The 22,177-nt window shown below is 51.4% G+C and carries 21 protein-coding genes and 1 pseudogene; 17 read left to right on the top strand and 5 right to left on the bottom strand.

Translation table 11 applies throughout. The features are described 5' to 3' along the window. Positions 1 to 20 precede the first annotated feature (20 nt). The 5 genes from phnE to QT231_RS14035 all read left to right on the top strand — a co-directional run bounded on the left by phnE (position 21) and on the right by QT231_RS14035 (position 6,322). On the top strand, positions 21 to 836 hold the full coding sequence (gene phnE / locus QT231_RS14015) for a phosphonate ABC transporter, permease protein PhnE (protein WP_308337475.1): 816 nt from the start codon (positions 21 to 23) through the stop codon (positions 834 to 836). A 54-nt stretch (positions 837 to 890) separates the two neighbouring features. After that, positions 891 to 1,520, top strand: a complete 630-nt coding sequence (locus QT231_RS14020; protein WP_308337476.1) for a histidine phosphatase family protein — start codon at positions 891 to 893, stop codon at positions 1,518 to 1,520. A gap of 65 nt (positions 1,521 to 1,585) precedes the next feature. Continuing rightward, entirely contained in the window at positions 1,586 to 2,098 is a 513-nt protein-coding gene (locus QT231_RS14025) for a C40 family peptidase (protein WP_308337477.1), read from the top strand. Positions 2,099 to 2,345: 247 nt separating this feature from the next. After that, positions 2,346 to 4,298, top strand: coding sequence for a nitrate- and nitrite sensing domain-containing protein (locus QT231_RS14030; protein WP_308337478.1), 1,953 nt, complete (start codon positions 2,346 to 2,348; stop codon positions 4,296 to 4,298). Positions 4,299 to 4,516: 218 nt separating this feature from the next. Continuing rightward, positions 4,517 to 6,322 (top strand): putative bifunctional diguanylate cyclase/phosphodiesterase, encoded by a 1,806-nt coding sequence (locus QT231_RS14035; protein WP_374694394.1) that lies wholly within the window; start codon positions 4,517 to 4,519, stop codon positions 6,320 to 6,322. On the opposite strand, the gene QT231_RS14040 is transcribed toward QT231_RS14035, so the two are convergent. After that, a complete protein-coding gene (locus QT231_RS14040; protein ID WP_308337479.1) occupies positions 6,319 to 6,969 on the bottom strand; it encodes a putative metalloprotease CJM1_0395 family protein in 651 nt (216 codons plus the stop codon). The two genes, QT231_RS14035 and QT231_RS14040, sit on opposite strands and share 4 nt — an antisense overlap. Positions 6,970 to 7,107: 138 nt before the next feature. Here QT231_RS14040 and QT231_RS14045 point away from each other — a divergent pair, with 138 nt between their 5' ends. From QT231_RS14045 to QT231_RS14065, 5 genes are all read left to right on the top strand, one after another. Continuing rightward, positions 7,108 to 7,335 carry a DUF2835 family protein gene (locus QT231_RS14045; protein WP_308337480.1) on the top strand — a complete coding sequence of 76 codons (228 nt, stop codon included), beginning with the start codon at positions 7,108 to 7,110 and terminating at the stop codon, positions 7,333 to 7,335. Positions 7,336 to 7,342: 7 nt separating this feature from the next. Continuing rightward, on the top strand, positions 7,343 to 7,750 hold the full coding sequence (locus QT231_RS14050; RefSeq protein ID WP_308337481.1) for a hypothetical protein: 408 nt from the start codon (positions 7,343 to 7,345) through the stop codon (positions 7,748 to 7,750). A 127-nt stretch (positions 7,751 to 7,877) separates the two neighbouring features. Continuing rightward, positions 7,878 to 8,453 (top strand): antibiotic biosynthesis monooxygenase, encoded by a 576-nt coding sequence (locus QT231_RS14055; protein WP_308337482.1) that lies wholly within the window; start codon positions 7,878 to 7,880, stop codon positions 8,451 to 8,453. Positions 8,454 to 8,639: 186 nt separating this feature from the next. After that, positions 8,640 to 9,311, top strand: coding sequence for a glutathione S-transferase (locus QT231_RS14060; protein ID WP_308337483.1), 672 nt, complete (start codon positions 8,640 to 8,642; stop codon positions 9,309 to 9,311). A 9-nt stretch (positions 9,312 to 9,320) separates the two neighbouring features. After that, the gene (locus QT231_RS14065) at positions 9,321 to 11,159 is read left to right on the top strand and encodes an EAL domain-containing protein (RefSeq protein ID WP_308337484.1); all 1,839 of its coding nucleotides are present in this window, start codon (positions 9,321 to 9,323) and stop codon (positions 11,157 to 11,159) included. Between the two features lie 79 nt (positions 11,160 to 11,238). Here the strand turns inward: QT231_RS14065 and nhaD are convergent, their stop codons facing one another. Further along, a complete protein-coding gene (gene nhaD / locus QT231_RS14070) occupies positions 11,239 to 12,717 on the bottom strand; it encodes a sodium:proton antiporter NhaD (RefSeq protein ID WP_308337485.1) in 1,479 nt (492 codons plus the stop codon). A 480-nt stretch (positions 12,718 to 13,197) separates the two neighbouring features. Here nhaD and QT231_RS14075 point away from each other — a divergent pair, with 480 nt between their 5' ends. Further along, a complete protein-coding gene (locus QT231_RS14075; protein ID WP_308337486.1) occupies positions 13,198 to 14,175 on the top strand; it encodes a TAXI family TRAP transporter solute-binding subunit in 978 nt (325 codons plus the stop codon). Between the two features lie 40 nt (positions 14,176 to 14,215). Here QT231_RS14075 and QT231_RS14080 read toward each other — a convergent pair whose 3' ends face one another. After that, positions 14,216 to 15,172 carry a calcium/sodium antiporter gene (locus QT231_RS14080; RefSeq protein ID WP_308337487.1) on the bottom strand — a complete coding sequence of 319 codons (957 nt, stop codon included), beginning with the start codon at positions 15,170 to 15,172 and terminating at the stop codon, positions 14,216 to 14,218. Between the two features lie 368 nt (positions 15,173 to 15,540). Here QT231_RS14080 and QT231_RS14085 point away from each other — a divergent pair, with 368 nt between their 5' ends. The 3 genes from QT231_RS14085 to QT231_RS14095 all read left to right on the top strand — a co-directional run bounded on the left by QT231_RS14085 (position 15,541) and on the right by QT231_RS14095 (position 17,561). Then, entirely contained in the window at positions 15,541 to 15,747 is a 207-nt protein-coding gene (locus QT231_RS14085; RefSeq protein WP_007111857.1) for a cold-shock protein, read from the top strand. 227 nt (positions 15,748 to 15,974) lie between these two features. Continuing rightward, positions 15,975 to 16,679, top strand: a complete 705-nt coding sequence (locus QT231_RS14090; RefSeq protein WP_308337489.1) for a metal-binding protein ZinT — start codon at positions 15,975 to 15,977, stop codon at positions 16,677 to 16,679. A gap of 288 nt (positions 16,680 to 16,967) precedes the next feature. After that, entirely contained in the window at positions 16,968 to 17,561 is a 594-nt protein-coding gene (locus QT231_RS14095) for a hypothetical protein (RefSeq protein WP_308337490.1), read from the top strand. Between the two features lie 40 nt (positions 17,562 to 17,601). Here the strand turns inward: QT231_RS14095 and QT231_RS14100 are convergent, their stop codons facing one another. Continuing rightward, positions 17,602 to 18,294, bottom strand: coding sequence for a helix-turn-helix transcriptional regulator (locus QT231_RS14100; RefSeq protein ID WP_308337491.1), 693 nt, complete (start codon positions 18,292 to 18,294; stop codon positions 17,602 to 17,604). Between the two features lie 417 nt (positions 18,295 to 18,711). Here QT231_RS14100 and QT231_RS14105 point away from each other — a divergent pair, with 417 nt between their 5' ends. Further along, positions 18,712 to 18,846: a TIGR02450 family Trp-rich protein gene (locus tag QT231_RS14105; RefSeq protein WP_308337492.1), complete on the top strand. Its 135-nt coding sequence runs from the start codon at positions 18,712 to 18,714 to the stop codon at positions 18,844 to 18,846. 841 nt (positions 18,847 to 19,687) lie between these two features. On the opposite strand, the gene QT231_RS14110 is transcribed toward QT231_RS14105, so the two are convergent. Continuing rightward, positions 19,688 to 20,581 carry a LysR family transcriptional regulator gene (locus QT231_RS14110; RefSeq protein WP_308337493.1) on the bottom strand — a complete coding sequence of 298 codons (894 nt, stop codon included), beginning with the start codon at positions 20,579 to 20,581 and terminating at the stop codon, positions 19,688 to 19,690. A 105-nt stretch (positions 20,582 to 20,686) separates the two neighbouring features. Here QT231_RS14110 and QT231_RS14115 point away from each other — a divergent pair, with 105 nt between their 5' ends. Both QT231_RS14115 and QT231_RS14120 read left to right on the top strand, forming a co-directional pair. Next, on the top strand, positions 20,687 to 21,811 hold the full coding sequence (locus tag QT231_RS14115; RefSeq protein ID WP_308337494.1) for an FAD-dependent monooxygenase: 1,125 nt from the start codon (positions 20,687 to 20,689) through the stop codon (positions 21,809 to 21,811). A gap of 157 nt (positions 21,812 to 21,968) precedes the next feature. Continuing rightward, positions 21,969 to 22,055 (top strand): annotated as a pseudogene (locus tag QT231_RS14120) (antitoxin); the annotation flags it as partial. Positions 22,056 to 22,177: the final 122 nt, after the last annotated feature.

Raw genomic sequence — 22,177 nt, forward strand, 5'->3', positions numbered from 1 at the left:
ATCATTTGTGGAGACGTTATATGCCTGTTTCAACTACCCCCCAAGGCCAGCCGATTTGGCAGCGGCGCACCACCCGCGCTCAATGGCTGCAGTACCTGGCCTGGCTGGCGGGTGTCAGCCTGTTTCTGCTCTGCTGGAAGGTCATTTCCGATAACACCATGTGGGTGTTTGTGGAGGACGCCGGTCGCCAGGGTGCAGATCTGATCAGCCGCATGACCCCACCCAAGTGGGGCTACGCCAATGTGCTCTGGAAACCCATGTGGGACACCATCAATATCGCCACCCTGGGCACCGCGTTAGGCATTATCATGGCCTTCCCGGTGGCATTTTTGGCCGCCCGTAATACCACTCCGCATCCGCTGATTCGCAGCGCCGCCCTAATGGTCATCGTCTCATCGCGCTCCATTAACTCGCTGATTTGGGCGATGCTGCTGGTGACTATTCTGGGCCCCGGCGTACTGGCGGGGATTATCGCCATCGCGCTGCGCTCCATCGGCTTTGTAGGCAAGCTGCTGTACGAGGCGATAGAAGAGATTCACCCCACACCGGTAGAGGCAATTAGCGCGACAGGCGCGAGCCGTATGCAGGTGATGAACTACGGCGTGTTACCGCAAGTCATGCCTGCCTTTGCCGGGATTAGCGTCTACCGCTGGGACATCAATATCCGCGAATCAACGGTGTTGGGTTTGGTCGGGGCCGGTGGTATTGGTCTGCAGTTGAATGCTTCGATCAACAGCCTCGCCTGGGATCAGGTTAGCGTCATTTTTATCATGATTTTTGCCACCGTGCTGGTGTCGGAGTGGGTCTCTGCACGGGTGCGCCACGCGATCATTTAACTGAGTTAGCTTAATTGAGCAAGCTTAACTGAGCTAGCTGCCCAGGAGGCGAGTATGCGTTTTCCCGAAGCGGAGATCACAACGATTGATTTACTGCGTCATGGCGAGCCAGTAGGAGGGCGTATGTTGCGTGGCGCCACCGACCATCCGCTGAGTGAAACCGGCTGGCAGCAGGTCACCGATGCAGTGATGCGCCAAACCGTAGAGGGGCATTTACCTTACGATGCGATTGTGACCTCGCCGTTAACGCGCTGCCGCGAATTTGCCCTCTGGCTGGGCGAAGAGTTTGATCTGCCGGTTCAGGTGGAGGACGATTTTGCCGAGCTGCACCTGGGGCAGTGGGAGGGCAAAACCCACGCCCAGGTGTTTGCCGAAGAGGGCACTGAGCGAATGAGTGCGTTTTGGTTCGATCCCTCCAGGGTTTCTCCGCCCGGTGGCGAAACCCTGCAAGCCTTTGATGCGCGATTGGCCGAGGCCTGGCAGCAGCTGTTAAGTCATCCACCTGGCAAGCATGTACTGGTAGTGGCACATCTGTTTGTCTGCAATGGCCTGCTGCGCCAAGTGATCGAGCAACCGCTTTCGCGGGTGTTGGCAATGGATTTACCCTACGCAGCAATGAGCCGGGTGCGCCATGAGCGTCATGTGCTGGGTGAAACCAGCTTTGTCGAGTGGATCGGCCGTTAACCATTGGCGGCTAGGCAGGCTTTGGGCCATCATGAAGGCACGTTGGTTTATCGGAGCGGCTGCCCATGCTACTGGTTCGTTTGTGGTCTCTACCTATTGGGTTGGCACCTTCTGGAAGGTGGCTGCTAACCGGCCTGTTACTACTGGTGCTAGTGGGCTGCGCCAGCCGTGATCTTACTCCCATTGAGGCCCCTCCTAACCGCGCAGGACTCTCTATGGAGCGTGCGCTGATTCTCTCCCATGCCCAGCAGGCTATTGGCACGCCGTACCGCTTTGGGGGCAATACGCCCGATGGTCTGGACTGCTCTGGCTTGGTGGAAATGACCTACCGGGCGGCGGGTATTCGCGTGCCGCGTACCGCTGAGGAGCAGTTTCGCGCCTTGCCTCGGGTGGATGCCCCTCGACCCGGCGATCTGCTTTTCTTTGGCGACCGCCGCAAAGCTACCCATGTGGGGATTTATCGTGGCAATGGCCAGATGATTCATGCGCCGGGCAATGGTCGTGCAGTAGTCAGCGTGCCGTTAGAGATCGATTACTGGCAGGCACGCTTTTTGGGTGCCGCCAGTCCCGCGCCTTAAGGGGCATTCCCCTCAGTCGTTTGTTAGGCCTGAAAATCCGCCAGGTTGTATGACGTAGGTCAATAACAGCCCCCAAAGACGCCCTATACTCGCGCCGCTTAGCCATTATTTTATCTACTGAAATTAATCATATTTAACTATATGGCAAAGTGCGGCAGACTTAGCTAAACGCATCAACTGATGCGGACAAGAATAACCCAGCACGCCGCTTACCTCCCCAACGACGCTATCTGTTTGAGGCTAAGCTATGAAAACTATCGTTAACCGCATGTCGATGCGCTTTAAATTTGCCTGCGTGCTGCTTCTTCCTCTGCTTGCCCTGGCCTGGTTTGCCGCTCAAGGCATTATGGAACGACGTGCCACGGTGCAGGAGTTTGATCGTCTACACGCCTTGACCCAACTGGCCCAGCTCGCCGGCGATGCAGTGCACCAAATGCAGCTTGAACGGGGCATGACCGCTGGCTTTCTGGGCAGTGAAGGTGAAGCGTTTGGCAGTCGGCTAAGTGAACAGCGGCCCAACACAGACGCTGCCGCTAAAGCGTTTCAAGCCCAACGCGATAACTTGGATAAAGCGCTGCTGACCCCCGCTGTAGTGCAACAACTCAATGCGATTGATGCGCAGTGGCAGCGCCAGACGCAACTGCGTAAGCAAGTCGATGACCTTAAAATCACTATGGATGATGCGCTAATCCACTACACGGGCATCAACGGCCAATTAATGGCCTTTGTGGGTGCGCTGTCGCATCTAACCAGCGAAGGGAATATTGCACGCCAGCTAAGTGCTTACTACCAACTGCTGGAAGCCAAGGATTTAGCTGGCATTGAACGGGCGCTGCTGGCTAATGCCTTTGCCGCTGACGGTATGCCCGAGGCTACGCTGCGCCGTTTCTTATCGCTGTTAGGCGAAGAGCAGGCCTTTCTGGGTAGCTTCCGTGTTTTGGCGGGTGAAGAGAACCGTAGTCAGTTGGACGAGGCCTTGAGCGGTGCAGACATTGAACGTCTCTTGGAACGGCGGGAATTGGCGATCAGCCAAGCCCAGACGGGCGGCTATGGTGTCGACCCCGAACAGTGGTTTGAGTGGCAAACGGTAAAAATTGCGCGCCTCAAGTCCTTAGAGAATCATGTGGCCAACGCGGTCGTATCGGCAACCGTGGTTCTGCGGGAGTCAGCGCAACGGGCGCTTTGGCAGTATGCGGTCATTGCGCTGGCGGCCAGTTTGATGGCGATTATCGCAGCCGCGCTGATGGTGCGTGCCATTACCCAACCGCTCAACCAGGCGTTGGTAAGTATCGCCAACCGCGGTAATGATTTAACCCAGCGCCTGGCAGTACCCGGTAGCGATGAGTTGTCACAGCTATACCTGGCGTTCAATGCGTCATCGGCAGTCACCGAAGCGTTGGTGGCTGATGTAAAGCGCAATGCACAGTCGGTGGCGGTGGCCAGCAATCAGATGGCGCAGGGTAATCAGGATCTTGCCCAACGGACTGAAGAGCAGTCTGCCTCACTGGTGCAAACTGCCTCGAGCATGGAGCAGATCACCGCGACGGTGCGGCAGAGCGCTGAAAACGCCCAGCAGGCTCAGCACATGGCAGGCGATGTGGCCCACCAGGCGAAAGAAGCCACTCTGGTAGCGTCGCAAGCTCAGCAGGCGATGCAGCTTATCCTGCAAGCCAACGAGCAGGTGACGAGTATTGTGGCGACTATTGACAACATCGCCTTCCAAACCAACCTGTTGGCGCTAAATGCCTCGGTTGAAGCGGCGAGAGCCGGTGAGCATGGGCGTGGTTTTGCGGTGGTCGCCGATGAAGTGCGTAAATTGGCTAGTCGTAGTGCCCAGGAGGCCAGCCAGATTCGCCACTTGATCGACAATAATGCGGCTAAAATTTCCGAAGGCGAAAACCTGGTCACTTCGACCAACGATACGCTTGGGCGAATCGCCCAGAGTGTGGAGAAAATGGCCAGCTTGGTCGATGAAATGGCCTCGGCCACCCATGAGCAGTCGGCGGGGATTGAGCAAATTAACCGTGCCATGGCTCAGTTGGAAGACGTGACCCAGCAAAATGCTGCCCTGGTTGAGGAAATGGCGGCAGCGAGTCGCTCCCTGGATGATCAGGCGGATGATATGACCAGCAAAGTGAGCGACTACCTGGTACGCGATACCAACTTGCCAACCAACCGCTTAGCGCTCTCTCTCGCGTAGCTTGGTTACCGTTATATGACGATATCGCCTTAACTTATTTCCTCGTCAGCCGATAAGGTACTTTGCAGCGCAAAGTACCTTCGCCGTCATAGGGTGTTATTATGACTAGCAATATCACTGTCTTCATAATAACGGCTCTATTTACCTAATAACGGTTCTATATAACAACGAATTTATATGGCGATGGCTCTATAAAATGACGAGGAGAGCAAAGACGTATGTATGAATCCTTGAAGGTATCGAAGGAACAGTCTTTGTCTCAACAGCATTCCCAGCCAACACCTTCTCTGCCCCGCTCGAACGCGATGCAGGCAGCATCCGGCAGTCAGGTAGCGTCACCCGCTGAATTGGTATTTTGCTATGCCAATGAGGCGATCATTATTACCGATGCTGAAAACCGGGTAGTGGAGGTGAACCCCGCTTTTTGTGAATTAACGGGGTTTACTCAGGGTGATGTACAGGGCAAAACGCCGGAAGCATTCAGCATTTTACCGCTGGATGATAGCCGCACCACGCGCCTGACGCGTGAAGAGCTGCAATTGCGTGACCGCAGTAAAAGCCAGGTGAGCTACCGTAGCCACGATGGCCAGTTTTATCCCGGGATGATGTCGATTAATCGCGTGCGTAATGAGCAAGGTGAGATCGATCACCATGTAATCGTGCTTGCGGATCTTTCGGCCATTCCTGCTCATGCCCGGCACCTTAATAGGGAAGTCTATTTTGATGCCCTAACCGGGCTACCCAATCTGCAACTGCTGACGCAATTGATCCAAGAATCCATACAGCATGCAGAAGCGAAGCAACTCTCCTTGGCAGTGTGCTCGCTGGATATCGATTTCTTTAAAAATATTAATGACCGCCTGGGTTCCAGCGTGGGAGATGCGCTCCTGTCATCTTTTTCGCAGCGGATAAGCCATCTGCTGTTTGGAGATGATGTGCTCGCGCGGGTGGGGGGCGACGAGTTTGTGCTGTTACTCCACCATGTCGTAGACGACGATTTTTTTGAGAAGCTGCTAGCCTCTATTCGTCAGCCGCTGATGATAGACGGGCAGAGCGTTCACCTGACGGCAAGCCTGGGAGTGACCCTCTACCCGAATGACCATGTTCAGGGCGATGTGCTGTTACGCCATGCCAACCAGGCGATGTACCGCGCCAAGCAGCGTGGCCGCGATACCTTTCACTTGTTTGACCCACACCATGACCGCTTGCTGCAGGTGCGCCATGAGCAGCGGCAGCGTTTTATTGATGCGCTCAATAACCATGAACTGCGCCTCTATTATCAGCCCCAGGTCGATATGCGCAGCGGTCAAGTGGTCGGCCTGGAGGCGCTGGTTCGTTGGCAGCACCCGGAAGAGGGGTTGCTTGCGCCGGGGCAGTTTTTACCCACCATCGATACCACGCCGTTGGAAGTGGAACTTGGCGAGTGGGTTATTGAACAGGCGCTGCGCCAGTTGGCTCAATGGCAGGCTCAAGGCATCGCGCTACCCATCAATGTGAATATAAGCCCTACGCATCTGTTAGTAAGTAATTTTAGTCAGCGGTTGGGCGAGCTCTTGGCACGCCATCCCAACGTACCGCCAGCGTTGCTCAAACTCGAAGTGCTGGAGAGTGCGGCGATGCATGATATCCAGGCCGCACTGCAAAATATGTCGCGCTGCCAGTCGCTGGGAGTGAGCTTTGCTATTGATGACTTTGGCACCGGGTTTTCGTCGTTAACCCACCTGCGGCAGCTACCGGTCAGCCTGATCAAAATTGATCAGAGCTTTGTTCGCGATATGCTCAGCGATCAGGACGATATGGCGATTGTGGAGAGCGTTATTTACATGGCGAATCGCTTTAAACGGCCCATGCTGGCGGAGGGTGTGGAAACCTTAGAGCATGCCAAAGCCTTGATGGCACTGGGGTGCGACTTAGCCCAAGGTTATGGTATTGCCCGGCCAATGCCCGCCGAGGCGCTACCTGCCTGGTTAGCGAATTGGCCTAGGCGTGAAGAGTGGAACGCTCTCGCAGAGGCGAACCCTTAAGCGGCTAGCGAGTCCGCGTCTGTTGCATCTGAGGAGGGTGTAGTAGTGGATGTCGCAGTGGAAGATGTCGCCGCGGCGCCGTTGCTGCGGGCCTGTTCCATTTCACTGCGCTGCATGGACGCTTCGAGTTTGGCTTCCAATAGGTACTGGCGGGCCTGAGCAGCCACTTGATAATCTTTTGGCGAAGGATCCGCAGGTGCCATGGCTGCGGCGATCACGGTCTGCATTTTTTCGATCGTCGCTTGGGGGTCATTGGGTACCGGGCCATAATCGATCGACACTTCTCCCGCTACCGCATAGCGCTTGCCATCGGGGCCGACTTCATACTCGTAGCTGGCGCCGCCCGTATAGGCGCCACCGACTATTTGGTGGGCCATCTCATGTTGGCGTACTTCGCGGTCAGTCTGTTTGAGTTGTTCGAGTAGCTGAACCTCTTCCGGCGCCATGGGCGTGCCGTCCGCCCGTTTGGGGCCAGCAGCTTCGCTGCTCTCATCGCTATTGCTGGTAGCGTTGGGTTCATCGGCATTCGCCGTCTCTTCTTCAGGCGCACGGCCTCTGGCTGCCTGCTCAACGCGCGGTGACGTGGCATTTGCTGCCGGATACGCCCAGGCAGCAGCGGGAACGGTGCTCACAGAAGAAACGGCCATAGAGAATTACCGACTAAGAAAGAGTTGGGATACCATGAATTATTAGCGAGGGATGCTGACAGTGCAAGTTTGCCGATACTTTTCTGACACGATGCCAGCCCATACCACTTCTACTCCAGCTCAGTTCAGCCCAGCCCTATGCAAACGATTGATGTGATTATTAACCTTAATTATGATGAGTGCTTGGCTCATTATGAGGGGCGCATTGCCCACGTACGTGCCCGTAGTGTAGATGGCCGCTGGGTAATATTTCCCGCCGAGGCGATTCGCCGGGTGGTGGGGCGTGACGGCGTGCGCGGCATCTATCGATTAAGTTTTTCTGAGCAGGGCCGATTCATTAGCATAGATCCCTTAACCGGACGTTGAACTGCCTATGCACCGCCATGGAACACCGATCACCTTAAATGTCCTCATTTATTCCATCATTCCCAATTTAAACAGCGCTGAAAAGCTAGTTTTATCTACCCTGGACAGCTTGATTGAGACCGCTACAAACCCTCTAGACATCCTTAAACGTACCGATCAGCGTCAGGCGTTTGGTTTGGAAATTCATCGTATACGCATCAACCTGGAGCATCTGCTAAGCCGCTACCGAACGGAGCTGGATGCCGTGCTACGCAGCGAAGGTGAATATATCGGCCCGGTAGTAGAACCCGATCCCCAAGAGGCCGATGCCATTCGTAGCGCAGTGGATATCTATATTCATGTCTGTGCCTTTCAACGCGGAGAGCGTCCTAACCCCGTACCTGGGCATGAATCTACGTTGGGCAAACGGCCATAACGTAACATTCACACATGGCATCAACATTGCTTGTATAATGTGGCCATTCTGACTTTCAGGGTTACCCCCTTGAAAGCAAGCAGCCTGCCTACCCGGCGCTGGCTGTGGACACATTAGGAGATATACCATGTCTGCCTCACCTGTCACATTGATGGTGGCTCGTCGTGTTGAGCACGGCCGCTACGCCGATTTTAACCGTTGGCTTAACGAAGGGCGCGAGCTGGCGGCCGATTTTGCTGGCTACCTCGGCTCCGGCGTATTGGCGCCACCGGCTGACGACGATGAATACCAGATTATCTTCCGCTTTAGCAGTAGCGAAACCTTAGCCGCCTGGGAACACTCCGCCTCACGTCATGCGTGGTTGGCGCGCGGTAAGGGCTTGTATGAAGCGCCCCATGAGCACCGGGCCACCGGGTTGGATACGTGGTTTCAAACCGGCAGTAGTGCTCCGCCGCGCTGGAAGCAGGCAGTAGCGGTGTGGCTGGCTTTCTTTCCTATCTCGCTGATTTTTCAGCTGGTATTTGGTGGCGTATTGGCCGATTGGGCGCTGGTGCCGCGGGTAGTGGTGAGCACGCTCATGTTGACCCCGGTCATGGTGTTTGTGTTTATTCCACTCTCTATGCGTTTACTCGCGCCTTGGCTGCAAGGTAAGTGGTCACCGCTGGATTTGCTGGCGCGTTGGCGCCACGCGCAGCGGTCATAATGCGCCGCTGTTAACAACTAACTGCTTTCGTTGGCGCTTCCATGGGGCGGCGTTGCGTTGAAACCCACCTGCGTTTATTGCACCTATGATGATGGGCTTTATGGTACTAAGCTAAATATGGCTATAAACAAAGGATAAGTGTCGCCAGTGCAACGCTGGCGTGCAACTCAGCCCCATGGAGTGTTTATGATTCACGTTCACCATCTGGAAAAGTCACGTTCGCACCGCATCCTGTGGCTACTTGAAGCCCTTGAGCTGGACTATGAATTGGTGGTTTACCAACGCGATGGCAAAACACAGCAAGCACCAGACTCGCTGAAAAAAATCCATCCACTGGGTAAATCTCCGGTGATTACCGATGGTGATTTCACCGTGGCTGAATCAGGAGCGATCATTGATTACCTTCTACAGCGCTACGGGCAGGGCCGCTGTCAGCCTCCCATCGATGATATGCCTGGGTGGGTGGGTTACCGCTACTGGTTGCACTATGCCGAAGGTTCATTGATGCCACTGCTGGTGATGCAGCTTGTGTTTAGCCAAATTCCTAAACAGTCCCCCTGGTTGATTAGGCCGCTGGCGAAGGGGATCAGCGATACGGTCAGCAAGCGCTTCCTTGCACCGCAGCTTAAGCGGCATCTTAACTTTATTAATCAGCACCTGTTGGCGCAGGGTAATTTTGGCGGGCCGTGGCCCAGCGGCGCTGATATGCAAATGAGCTTTCCGCTCCAGGCAGTGGCCGCCGTACGGTCGCTGGATAGCTATCCTGCCATTGCCGCTTTTTTGTCACGCATTGAGCAAGACGCCGCTTGGCAGCGAGTGGTAGAGCGGGCAGGCCCGCTTACCATACCTGGTCAGTGACCAGTCGCTATGTACTATTACGCCTCGTCTGCAGCTCTTCCGGTGGAGCTTCTGCGCAACATAGACAACTACTTGGGGCGTTGGGGTATCGCCTTGCTGATTGTTTTTCTCCTTTTGGCGCTGCTGGGCAACCTGTTGCTCAAGCGGCGTATGCAGCATAACCGGGCGCTACTTCAGTCCAATAAAGAGATGCTGGCGACGATCCTGGACAGCGTCGATGCGTTTATTTATATCAAATCTCCCTCCTTGGAGTACCAATACGTTAATCGCCGCATAAGCGAGCTATTCGGCCTGCCGGCTGACAAAATTATCGGTAAGCGCGATGAGGCTTTTTTTGATGCCGGGAGCGCCGCTGAAATCAAGCAGATTGATCGCAACGTATTGGCGTCAGGTAAAAAAGTGACGGTAGAGGAGAGTAATATCTTGCAAGGCGAAAGCCAGGTAAGGACATTTTTATCAATTAAAATGCCGCTTTCCATGTCGCCTGGTGCAGCCCCTTGCCTATGCGGGATATCGACCGAACTGACTGACTACCTGGAGATGCAGTCGCGCACTCACTACCTGGCTTTCTATGACTCGCTAACCGGGCTGCCCAATCGGCGGCTGCTGATGGATTCCTTAACAGCCGCTATTGCGCATGAAGAGTGGGCCGCATCCTATAGCGCGGTAATGGTGATTGATCTGGATAATTTCCGCTTAGTGAACGACATCCAGGGCCATGACAGTGGCGATCAGCTATTGATTAGCGTTGCCGAAAAGCTACGTCAGCGGCTTGACGCAGAGGAAACGCTGGCTCGCTTTAGTAGTGATGAGTTTGTGGTGCTGATCAATAACTTGGGCGAGCAACAGGCGAACGCTGCGCTAAAAGCCGAGCGTGTGGCGCGCCAACTATTGGAGACGATTGCGCAATTAAGAAACAGCCATACGTTACCGATTAGTGCCAGTATTGGTATTTCGCTGTTTACGGGGGGAGGCGAGCACAGTATGGATAGCGTGCTGCAACAGGCTGATATGGCGTTGCAGCAGGCAAAAAGCGCAGGCGGTAATGGGCTGTGCTTTTTTAATACGGATATGCAAACCAGCGTACTGGAAAGAGCGAGCTTGGAAGCCGACCTGCATAAGGCACTTGAGCGCAACGAGCTGGCGCTGCATTACCAGGTACAGGTTGACCATCAAGGCGTGACCACCGGCGTAGAAGCCTTACTGCGCTGGTTTCATCCTCAGCGTGGCTGGGTATCTCCCGCGACGTTTATTCCGCTTGCGGAGGAGAACCGGCTGATTGTGCCGATCGGTTATTGGGTGATGCGTTCAGCCTGCGAACAGCTGGCGAAGTGGTCGCACCAAACTGCCTATGCGTCGTTAAGTATCTCCGTCAATGTAAGTTCAGTGCAGTTTCAGCAGCCGGAGTTCGTGCGTGATGTTGAAGCGCTGTTGGCTGAAACCCAGGCACCGCCGAACCGATTGGTACTTGAGGTCACTGAGAGCCTGTTGATGCAAGAACCGGTTAGAGTTCGCAATACGATGTTGCAACTGCGGGCTAAAGGGATTCGTTTTGCATTGGATGACTTTGGCACGGGCTACTCATCGCTGAGTTATTTGAAACGATTACCGCTGGATGAGTTAAAAATTGACCAATCGTTTATTCACGAGCTGCTTACCAACAAGACAGACGCCGCGATTGTCGATACCACGATTCTGCTTGCGGTGAGCTTAGGCTTGACCGTGGTCGCGGAAGGAGTGGAGAAAAAAGAGCAGCTTGACTGGTTAAGAGGCCACGGCTGCTACCGCTATCAAGGCTATCTACTTGGCCGCCCGACCCCAATTGAGTATCTATTCGAGAGCTATTAAATAGCAAAACCCCTTTCCAGCACGCTGAAAAGGGGTGAGGGCCGTGCTTATCAATGTGTCTGGCTTAACTGAGCGAGGTTTAACTGAACAGTGCAAAGCTCTCTGCGTTAAGCCACATATGCACCAAAATACTGGCGATGTAGCCGAGCAGGATAACCGGCGACCAGCGCAAGTGGCCCATAAACGTATAGGAACCCCTGGCCTGGCCCATTACCGCCACACCGGCCGCGGAGCCAATCGATAGCAAACTGCCCCCGACGCCAGCGGTTAAGGTAATCAGCAGCCACTGGCCATGGGACATATCCGGTTCCATGGTCAGCACCGCAAACATCACGGGAATGTTGTCTACAACCGCCGAGACCACACCCAGTGTAATGTTGGCTGCAGTAGCGTTCCAGCCGGTATACAGCGCTTCTGACAGCAAGCCAAGATAGCCCATAAACCCCAGCCCGCCAACGCACATCACTACCCCGTAGAAGAACAGCAACGTGTCCCACTCGGCTCGCGCCACGCGGTTAAAGACATCGAACGGCACCACGCCACCCAATTGCTCAAGCTTCTTGTTGTCGCCGCGGCGACTATAGCGTTCGCGCTTGCGCTCCAGCGAGCGGGGCAGGCTGCGGCGCAGGTAGTAGCCAAAGAACTGCAAGTAGCCCAAGCCGGTCATCATGCCTAACACCGGGGGTAGGTGCAGTACCACGTGACACAACACGGCGGTAACAATCGTCAATAGGAACAGCAACACAATGCGCCGGGCACCACGCTTTAGCCACACATCTTCATAAACGCTAGAGGGTTTTTCATCCTTGATGAACAGGCTCATGATGCATGCTGGAATCAAGAAGTTGACCAGAGCGGGGAAGAACAGAATGAAGAACTCCTGAAACTCCACCATGCCCGCTTGCCATACCATTAGGGTGGTAATGTCGCCAAAAGGGCTAAACGCGCCCCCTGCGTTAGCGGCCACGACGATATTGATACAGGCTAAGTTAATGTAACGCCTGTCTCCTTCGGCCACTTTGGTTACCACGGCGCACATCAGCAGGGCAGTGGTGAGGTTGTCGGCAATCGGCGAGAGTATAAAGGCAAGGCTGCCGGTCAGCCAAAACAGCGTCCGGTAGTTGAAGCCCTTGCGGAGCATCCAGGAGCGCAACGCATCAAAAACGCGGCGTTCTTCCATGGCGTTGATATAGGTCATGGCCACCAACAGGAACAGCATCAGCTCGGTGAACTCCAAAAGCGTGACGCGGAAAGCGTATTCAGACGCTTCCGACATACCGTTTTGGACATACACCCAGCCGATGAGGCTCCAGATAATACCGGCCGCCACTAACACCGGCTTGGACTTGCGCATATGGATCTTTTCTTCCGCCATGACCAGCGCATAGGCCAGAACGAAAATCGCTACAGCGAAAAAGCCCACTGCAGAAGTGGTAAGATCCAATTCACCGGTCACGGCAAAAGCGCTGGGGCTTACGCCTAATAGTAAGGCCGCTAACAAAAAAAGCCAGCGACGATATAATCGAGGCTGGCAAGAGGGTTGGCACGACGTAGGCATGTGACGTTCTTCCTCATGGTTAAGTTGTCAGGAGTGGTGTAAAAGCGGCATTATTTTATCAGTTTATATTGCGTTGCAATACCTTTAAAAACCGAACGAAAGTAGGTTTTCTTAAGGTGATAGCATCTTTTTTTAGGAAATTAATCTTTTAGGTAATGGTAAAATGCTTGTTATTGGTTTTATAAAAAAAGCTAACAATTGGTTTGGAGTTATACTATTGCTGCATAGCATTATTGAATCAGATTCATAATTTATATCTAGCTACGCTAATGTTTGGTTTAAAAATTTTCTTGTGCATTGGGGCAGGGAGCGGGGGAAGAGCGGAGAGCGCCCGCCTGAGGGCAGTCGTGCTATGTTGAGCCGCGCCTCGCTCCCACTCAGGCTGAAGGTTTGTCCACAAAAAGTTTGTTCAAAAACAGCTGGTGGCGATAAAACGAAGCCTATCAGCAACGGCCATTCGATACGCTAAGGAATAACACGATGCGCAACCCCTTCTCCAGCCGGTGCCGCGCGCTTGGTACATCGATAGCGACGCTGGCTCTTTTATGCGCCGCTTTCTATACCCAGGCAGAAACTCGTGTGACCTATAAATCAGCCGCAGCGGGTACTTCATACTACCTAATGGGCGTAGAGCTTGCTGAGGCCGTCCGTAAAGGGACTGATGGCGCCATTATTCTCGCCTCGGAAGAGAGCCAGGGATCTGTACAAAACGTAATGGAAGTATTGGCTCGCCAAGGCAATTATGTGTTCACCGCGCCGGCAGTGTTAATTGAGCAGGCTATGGCCGGTGATGGGGCTTTTGCAGAGCATCCGCACCCTCGTTTCCAAGAGATCCGAGGCCTCTTTCCACTGCCTTCGATAACCATGCACTTTGTGCTTGCAGGCGATAAAGGCGATATTGATTTTTCCGCGCTGAAAGGCAAGCATATACTGATTGGGCGAGGCACATTCAGTGCTCGTGAGGCAGCTCGCTACCTGTCCTTGTTTGGTCTGGAGGATCACGTTCGCATCGCTGATGCTGCGATTAATAGCGGGCCTGAGGCGCTCAAAAACGGACAGATTGATGGCTTTGTTACCGCAAGTGCCTACCCTTCTCCCAGCGTGATCGAGGCGGCTAGCAGTCTGCCTATCTCGTTGGTCAGCCTGACCGACGAACAAATTGAGCAAACCGGGGCGTCACGCCAAACAATACCCGGCGGCACTTATCCTGGTATTAACAACGATGTCTACACGACTTCGCTCCCCGTGATTGCCTACACCACAACATCAATGGATGAAGAAACGGCCTATACGCTCACCAAAACGTTTTGGGAGCATCATGAAGCCCTGGCGGAGGACGCCCCTTGGTGGAGCAGTATTAGCCCCGAAATGTTGGAAAACATGACCGATACACTCCACCCAGGGGCGCTGCGTTACTATCAGGAAGCGGGGAGCGAGATACCTGACGCTTTGCGCTAGCTTTTTTGCTCCCCGTCAACAGACCCAACAGCAACTTACTTCAAAAGATCGTAAAGCTTAACGCTATATAAGCGGCGTAGCCTGCGAGCAGCACGGCTCCTTCCCAGCGAGACAGGCGCATACCGGTATACAAAAACAGCACCAGGATGCCCGCAGCGCCCAGCATTACCCACTGGTCAAACATGGCCACGCGCGGCGCAAGGGGGAGCGGCTGTAAAAAAGCGGAGATCCCTAGAATGCCTAGCAGGTTAAAAATATTGCTGCCCAAAATATTGCCAACGGCAACATCGGCATGACGACGCAACGCAGCAATTACCGATACGGCCATCTCCGGCAGTGAGGTACCCACAGCGACGATGGTTAAGCCGATCACCGCTTCGGAAATACCCATGGCTTGGGCCAACCCAATGGCACCGTATAAGAGTAGCTGTGATCCACCAATCAACATGCCCAACCCGACCATCAGGGCTATGGTGATCATCCACCCTGTGGTGGGCAGCTTGGTCATCTCTTCCGCTTCTGCAGCGTGCATCTCCGCGGCAGGAACGTGCTGACGACTTTCACTTATGTAGGCCCAAATAAGATAGCCGACGAGCCCCGCTATAAAAATTCCCGCATCAATGCGTCCTAGTGCGCCGCCGAAAGAGAGACCAATAAACAGCAGGCTAGCCAGTACCATCACCAAACCATCCCGGCGCAGCGCTAATGGTTGAACCACCATCGGGCAAATAACGGCGCACATACCCAAAATCAATAAGATATTGCCGATATTACTACCCACAATGTTGCCAACTGCAATGTCAGGCTGTTGGTTCATTGCGGCATCAATCGAAACGACGAGTTCCGGGGACGAAGTACCAAACCCCACCACCACAAGCCCTGTTAGCAGTGGCGAAACACCTACTCTTCGCGCGCCAGCCACCGCGCCGCGAATGAGCGACTCCCCTCCGAGAGTCAATAGGGCGATACCTGCTAACAAACTAAGACCATATAGCATGTTAAAACCTCTTCCAAAGTGCTCTCCAGGCCGCGAATAACGCGGGTTTCGCCGGGCAAGCCAAGTGCGCTAGGCGGTCGGATTAGTAGTGCCTAGCTCACTGGCAAGATTAAGGCTTTTTTGGGTAGTTTGCGCGGTTTTAAAGAGGCTATAAGCAGCAGAACAGCAAATTAAAAAACATAAAGGCTTTGACCTTCTGCTGACTACGTGGCAGGATGTCCGCAGTTAGTAAGTTAGCAAGCAAGCATGGTTCCAGAAACATTCGAATTCTTTCGGTAGTCTGTAATTGTATTCCTTGTTCTACTCACTATTTATCTGGGTAATACCAGGAATTTTACAATTCGCGACTTGCGAAAAGGATTTATATCATGGCAACTGGCACAGTTAAGTGGTTCAACGATTCTAAAGGTTTTGGCTTCATCGCACCGTCTGACGGCAGCGACGACGTTTTTGCTCATTTTTCTGAAATTCAGTCTGATGGCTTCAAAACTCTGCCTGAAGGCGCTAACGTCTCTTTTGACGTTACCCAAGGTCAGAAAGGCCTTCAAGCTTCAAACATCAAGCTGCTTTCTTAATCCTAGCGATTATTTAAGTTCTCGAATCGTTTAGATTCGATGATCAGGCCCCGCTTTGGCGGGGCCTGATGCGTTTGCGTCTGTAAAAAATTTTTCTTCTCTTTAGACGTACCTTTTCTGCGCTGGAGCCAATCTGAGATAAGAATGGGTTTGATTAACGTGATGTTATAATATACCTTTATGACGAAGATGCATTGTTTTGCAATCGGCAAAAGGAGAGATCGGATATGACAGCATTGCCACTTAAGGGCGCCAGCGTACTGGTATTGAGTGCTTTGATACTGACAGGCATTCAGAGCGTTAGCGCCAGCGATCATGACCATGAGCATGATCACGACCATACTCACGACCACGACCACGACCACGACCACGACCACGACCACGACCACGACCACGATAGCGATATCTACTCGGGCTATTTTGATGATGACCAGGTTGAGGATCGCGCGCTTTCTGACTGGGAGGGTGACTGGCAGTCCGTTTACCCCTACCTAAAAGATGGCACCCTTGACGATGTGTTTACGCATAAAGCAGAAAAGGGTGAGAAGACGGCCGAAGAGTACAAAGCGTACTACGACACCGGGTATCAAACGGATGTTGAGCGTATCGTCATTGACGGAAGCAGCGTCACCTTTTTTGAGAACGGCGAAGAGCGAACGGGCGAATACCAATACGATGGCTATGAGATTTTAACCTACCAAGCGGGGAATCGCGGCGTACGGTTTATTTTCGAACTTGAAGAAGCATCCGACGATCTGCCCCAATATATCCAGTTTAGCGACCACAGCATTTACCCCACTGATGCCCATCACTTCCACCTCTACTGGGGCGATGATCGCGCAGCCTTATTAGACGAAGTCACCCATTGGCCGACGTATTACCCATCGGAGCTGAGTGGTGAAGAAATTGTTGAAGAAATGATGGCGCATTAAGCCGCATCGGTTGATACGAAAAACACCTCCACCTGCGTTCGCGTCACTCTATAAACGTAGGTTACAAAGCGCTGGCCACATGCCGGCGCTTTGTTTTTTACACCACCTCTAATACTAAAACTCTCCTGCACGACATGCTGGCTAAATCGAATGTATATATGGTTATTGCCTCATTTCAGTAGATATGATTGTATTTCTAAATTAATTTAGAGGCGGCGCCTGGTGCTCTCAACAAGGGAGGGTTAAGAAGCTGCCCGATAGTAGAGTGACGGGAATATAGGAGCGGGTATGGCCACCTATACGCTTTATGACAAAGATGGCAATGAACTTATCCACAACGATTTACAAAAAAAACAAGAGTGGTGTAAAGACGGAGAGCGTTTGGAAACGCGTTTTCTAACGCTGTATGGTGAAAAATTGGGCTTGAGGCTCAATGAAGAAAAATCACGTGACCCAACAGTACCCGATTTTATCCATACTGAATCAGGCAAGTACGTTGACCTTAAAAGCCAAACAACGCCGTTTTTCCAATCACGCAAATATGGCGTCGATCCTCAGTACGCGGTGACGTTAAACAAAATCGATGTAGATAGGTACTACCAGTTATATCCCGGCATTATCGTTCTTTACCATGTGAACTGGATAGCGGTAAAGATGGTAAGTGGTTATGGAAAAACAACGGAAGTAAGAGAGATGGAAGGCATTTGGGCAGCCACCATCAATAAAATAAAACAGATGTGTAATCCTGAAAATCTCCACGCGTATTTACAGCGCACTAACGACCAGCAGGGCAATGCCCGAGATAGCTATGTGCTGGATCTAAGACATGGTGACTTCAAAGTCATCGAAGATGATCAGCAGAAGCTAAAGCAGCTTAATTGAGCTGTTAGATGATAGCTGGCAGCGCCGCATCGGCTATATCTCATTTATGCTCGATCAACTGAGCGAACAGCGGCATTAGTAGCGCGAAGAGTTCCGCTTGGGACGAAATACAGCACTTAGCATAGAGCTGGCGCCGAAAGACTTTAACGGTTTGCAGGCTGACATCCAGGTGTAGACTGATGGAAAGCGATGAGTGGCCTCTTAGAATAAACAGAGCCACTTCCGCTTGGCGTGGGCTCAGCCGAACGCCGTGTTGTTGATACAATACCTCCCTTAGGCGTTCCTCTGGTGGCGCCGGTGCCGCTTCAATCACACCCTCAAAGCGGTACTCTTGCCAGTGCTTTTTCAGTAGGGTGCTGAGGGTCATCGCATACTGTTGCAGCGCCCCAAGCTCGCGCCTATTGAAAGGCTCTCCACTTGAACGGTCTCTGCCAAAACAGGCGGTTAGCGTAACATTCTCCGTAATTTGGGCGAACACTGCCACCTCGTCCAGAAGCGTTGTCTGCTGGTAGTAATTCTTATAGTAATGCGTACGTTTAAAATGATCCGGTGCCACATCCACCAATCGACGTATGCCCTGCACGCCACCTCTGAGGTGCTCACGGTAAAACGGATCCAGCAGGTAATCCCCACCCAGATATTGGCTATCCATTGGTAAGTAAACGACAGGATCTGTGTACTCCCGGTAGAGCACCGCTGGCCGGTATTCGCCGTGGTAAGCGATGATGATCAAGTTATCGGATATAGTGGCACTCTTTACAATGGTAACAAGAGTTAAACTGTAACCTTGGTTAAGGTAAGAGTGATAACAAAGACTGGAGAGGAAGAAAGCTCACGTGAATATCAAGTTAAAGTAAATATCCCCCTCAAACAACATCCGATTTTAATTTTGATATTATCGTTTGAGATAAAGGTTCAAAATATTCTTGGGGTGTAATAGGAGGCAGTGGCTATGAATAGTCTATGCCTAACCAACTGATCCAGTACATTCCTACGCCTCTATCGGACAGCCTTTCTAGGACTTCTCGGCCTCCAAGGCTGCCGCTGAACAAGAGCGTAGTAGCCGTAGCCATCAATTGAACTTATCTTTCAAAATATCCGTAAAACAGTGAGTTATCCAAAATAAATTCATAATGTTACGGAGTTCTAAATGAACCAAATTAATCCGGCGAAATTGCGCAATAGAAAATGGACAGCGGTAAAACCAGTTAATCGAGAGAAGCACTTTTTGGTGTCCGAAGTTGATTACGAAGAGGACGGTTCAGTGACTTCGTGCAAGTTTTAACTTGTTCTCTCAAGAAATGAATATTCAATTGATTGGCTTGAACTAAAAAATGAAGAAAAACGGATTCAAGGTTGGAAATAATCGGCATTTGCGCAACACGCCTAACACATATGAGCCTTCCCGAGATCAATAGATAAAATGAACCATTTGGCACGGCATCTCAGTTCTGCGCTGCTGACTCCTTTTTTCAATTAGAGTCCGGGAACTTTTTCATGCTAGCCTCCAAATGATTGAGTCTTGAAAAACTAATTATGGCACTGGCTTTTAGCTAACCCAGGAAAATGCGGAGTGCGGAGACTGGCATTTAAGCAGGGAGTCATTGTGTCTATGCATGTGTATCAATTTTTGGAGGGCTCCCATAATCTCAAATTTTTCTAAAAATGAGAGTGCAGATAGATTATTTTCATTTGAAAGTCCTTTGGATTTGTTAAATTCTATATTTCCGCGTATCGCATCAAACATATTAAATCTTCCGTTCATAATAGGATCTGGCTCGGTGGGGTTCCGAAACGTACCGTTCCCAGTTGGAACTAACACCGCGCTATGTAAAAAGAATACGGATGATAGTTCCGAGTCTCCAGATTTCATGAGTGCATCTGCCATTGCGCGGGCTTCGTTCCGAGACATGTTGGTTGGGTCAACAGTTGTATCTGTCTTGCTAGGCGGCAAATTGTTGCCGCCTTACTATCTCCTTTTTAATAGTTGTCTGATTAAAAGCAAAGTTTATGCCATGCCGCCGTTGAGCAGTAGACGTCTTCTGTAGCTCGGGAACCCATGACGATGGGGCGCTAGGCCAGGAAAAGTACCATCAGTACTTGGGAGGTGGTCACGAGATCTAATTTTAATTTGTACTGAGATTAGTGAGATCCAACCTCAATTGCTCTAAAAGTGCTTTTACTTTTGCTAATGGGTATTTTCTGCCAGAGTACAGTGCGTATAAAACAAGGTCTTCCGGTTTGTAGTCAAGATCAATCATAGTAAGGGAGCCGCTGTCTATCTCTGCCTGACATGCATGGGTGGGTAAAATAGCAAAACCAAGTCCTTTCAGGGCTGCGGCTTTGGCCATGTGACCGCTGTTAACCTTGTAGCTAGATTGCACCTGAATGGTTTGCTCTTCTTTAAATCGCCAGGGCATGCCTTGTAGTACAGACAGACTTGTAATACAGGGGGTTTTGCTCAGCTCACCCAACGAGCGTGGCAACGGATGACGCTCGAGAAGTTGCGGTGCGGCAACCACGCAACTTGGCCAGCGTAGGAGTTCTCTGGCAATCCAGCCTGAATCTTCCAATGGCCCACGGCCAAATTGTAAAACTACATCAAATCCTTCAAGTAATCCTTCGGTCGGGTCTAGTTGGGTATCACAGCTTAGTTGTATTTGCGGATTTCGGAGGCAAAAGTCTGTGATTATTTCGGCCAGGAAGGGGAGATCAGGCATGATGACCTTTAGGTGGCCAGCAATGGAGTCCCCATGCAAAGAGGCGTCTACTAAAGCATCATCAATTGCTAATATTGGTGGTGTCATACGCTGATAAAGTTGAGAGCCAGCATTCGTTGGCGTCATCTTACGTGTCGTTCGTTCAAGTAATCGCAAACTGAGTTGTTTCTCCAATAGTGCAACATGCCGACTCACATTGGACGTTGGTATTTGCAGTTTCTCTGCTGCCAGTTTAAAGCTTAGTTTCTCGTATACAGCCTGAAAGCTAAGCAACCACTGAAGTTCTATATTTTCAATCATCAACTAACTCAAAAAATGGGATTAAGAAACTAATAATAACATGTTTATCTAAAATATTGGGTTTGTGACAATCTCTACCGAATTTTATTATCGAGGTAGTGATAGATGAACAAAATAAATCGAGTGGCCATTGTCGGTGCAGGTATAGCCGGAATGGCGTTGGCAATTCTCGCCAGAAGAAAAGGTTACTACGTACGCCTGTATGAGCGTGATAGCAAGGTTTCATCCATCGGTGCCGGTGTGACCTTATGGCCAAATGCTATTTTTGTCTTGCAGCAGATGGGACTGGAACAAGAGATAAAACGTATCGGTGGCAGCCCCCGTTTTATGCGCCAGTTCGATCGACATGGTGTTCAAAAAAGTGAATTTGATATTGGTGAAGTCAATTCGTTGTGCGGATTTCCCAGCGTAACGGTACTGCGTTGTGACCTTATGAGCCGACTGTCTGAAGCATTAGATAATTTGGGGGGAGAAATACATTTTGACCACTCAATAACACCGCCGGATATTCATACATTGCAGCAGGACTTTGATTTGGTAGTAGGAGCCGATGGGCGAATGAACTCAGCGGTACGCCATACTTTATTCGCAGATAAAATGCATCCACAGTATCAGGGGTTCATAAATATACTGGGTATAAGTCAACTTGAAGATGACATATTTGATAGTGTAATTCATGATTACCAAGATCAAGGTGAGCGCTTTGGTATTGTTCCTATAAAAAAGGGGCTCTGCTTTTGGGCTGGGGCATGGAGTACTAAGATTGATAAAACCCGGCCTATATCAGATTGGTATAAAGAAATGAATCAACGGTTCAGTCGTTGGCCGGAGCCGGTCAAAAATGTTCTGAAGTCTGATGACAAAGCATCACTTAATCGGATTTTTGTTCATGATCTTGATCCTCTGCCGTATTGGCATCAGGATAATGTTGTGATCATAGGCGATGCTGCGCATGCATCTTTGCCAACATCAGGGCAAGGAGCGAGTCAGGCGTTGGAAGATGCATGGCACCTTATCCAGCTTCTGGACGCTCAAAATGGAATGGATATAGCTAGTGTCCTGAACGATTTTTATCAACAACGAATAGCAAAGACTTCTGCAGCTCAAACTATTGGGCGTCAGTTGGCTCAAAGGATTTTTGGCGAGCATTTACCGCCTAACTCATTAGATACGGGTATTTCTGCCAAGCAGTTAAGCCAGTTCTGGATGCAGGGACTGGAAATGAACTAGTCGGGAATTCAGCGCTTTTGTACGCTGGAAGTTAACAAGCAAAGCCAGCGGATGCTGCGCACCGCTGCTTTGGGCGTTATGGCTCAATTTTCCGCTAGTCGAACCTGCACAAATAACCTAAAATAAGACCATTATTTAGATCATATATGAGGTTTTTATGCGCCAAGTATTGGCAGATTTCTCTGTAAGTATCTCAGAATTAAAGAAAAACCCATCGTCACTCCTGTCTCAGGCTAGTGGCTCTTGTAGTGGTCAACTAATCCCGGACAGTAATTTAAGATTTTCCTCAGCCACAACGGGAGGCATGCCATCGTTAAACGAGTGAGGGCGCTGCTGGTTGTAGTAACCCATCAGATAGCCACTAAC

This window comes from Halomonas sp. SpR1, from assembly GCF_031010175.1.
Lineage (GTDB): Bacteria > Pseudomonadota > Gammaproteobacteria > Pseudomonadales > Halomonadaceae > Vreelandella.

Coding starts and splice junctions, on each gene's coding strand:
- QT231_RS14115 (WP_308337494.1), top strand. CDS start 20,687: ATGAACAAAATAAATCGAGTGGCCATTGTCGGTGCAGGTATAGCCGGA.
- QT231_RS14065 (WP_308337484.1), top strand. CDS start 9,321: ATGTACTATTACGCCTCGTCTGCAGCTCTTCCGGTGGAGCTTCTGCGC.
- QT231_RS14075 (WP_308337486.1), top strand. CDS start 13,198: ATGCGCAACCCCTTCTCCAGCCGGTGCCGCGCGCTTGGTACATCGATA.
- QT231_RS14095 (WP_308337490.1), top strand. CDS start 16,968: ATGGCCACCTATACGCTTTATGACAAAGATGGCAATGAACTTATCCAC.
- QT231_RS14080 (WP_308337487.1), bottom strand. CDS start 15,172: ATGCTATATGGTCTTAGTTTGTTAGCAGGTATCGCCCTATTGACTCTC.
- QT231_RS14090 (WP_308337489.1), top strand. CDS start 15,975: ATGACAGCATTGCCACTTAAGGGCGCCAGCGTACTGGTATTGAGTGCT.
- QT231_RS14085 (WP_007111857.1), top strand. CDS start 15,541: ATGGCAACTGGCACAGTTAAGTGGTTCAACGATTCTAAAGGTTTTGGC.
- QT231_RS14110 (WP_308337493.1), bottom strand. CDS start 20,581: ATGATTGAAAATATAGAACTTCAGTGGTTGCTTAGCTTTCAGGCTGTA.
- QT231_RS14030 (WP_308337478.1), top strand. CDS start 2,346: ATGAAAACTATCGTTAACCGCATGTCGATGCGCTTTAAATTTGCCTGC.
- nhaD (WP_308337485.1), bottom strand. CDS start 12,717: ATGCCTACGTCGTGCCAACCCTCTTGCCAGCCTCGATTATATCGTCGC.
- phnE (WP_308337475.1), top strand. CDS start 21: ATGCCTGTTTCAACTACCCCCCAAGGCCAGCCGATTTGGCAGCGGCGC.
- QT231_RS14035 (WP_374694394.1), top strand. CDS start 4,517: ATGTATGAATCCTTGAAGGTATCGAAGGAACAGTCTTTGTCTCAACAG.
- QT231_RS14060 (WP_308337483.1), top strand. CDS start 8,640: ATGATTCACGTTCACCATCTGGAAAAGTCACGTTCGCACCGCATCCTG.
- QT231_RS14055 (WP_308337482.1), top strand. CDS start 7,878: ATGTCTGCCTCACCTGTCACATTGATGGTGGCTCGTCGTGTTGAGCAC.
- QT231_RS14020 (WP_308337476.1), top strand. CDS start 891: ATGCGTTTTCCCGAAGCGGAGATCACAACGATTGATTTACTGCGTCAT.
- QT231_RS14040 (WP_308337479.1), bottom strand. CDS start 6,969: ATGGCCGTTTCTTCTGTGAGCACCGTTCCCGCTGCTGCCTGGGCGTAT.
- QT231_RS14105 (WP_308337492.1), top strand. CDS start 18,712: ATGAACCAAATTAATCCGGCGAAATTGCGCAATAGAAAATGGACAGCG.
- QT231_RS14045 (WP_308337480.1), top strand. CDS start 7,108: ATGCAAACGATTGATGTGATTATTAACCTTAATTATGATGAGTGCTTG.
- QT231_RS14050 (WP_308337481.1), top strand. CDS start 7,343: ATGCACCGCCATGGAACACCGATCACCTTAAATGTCCTCATTTATTCC.
- QT231_RS14025 (WP_308337477.1), top strand. CDS start 1,586: ATGCTACTGGTTCGTTTGTGGTCTCTACCTATTGGGTTGGCACCTTCT.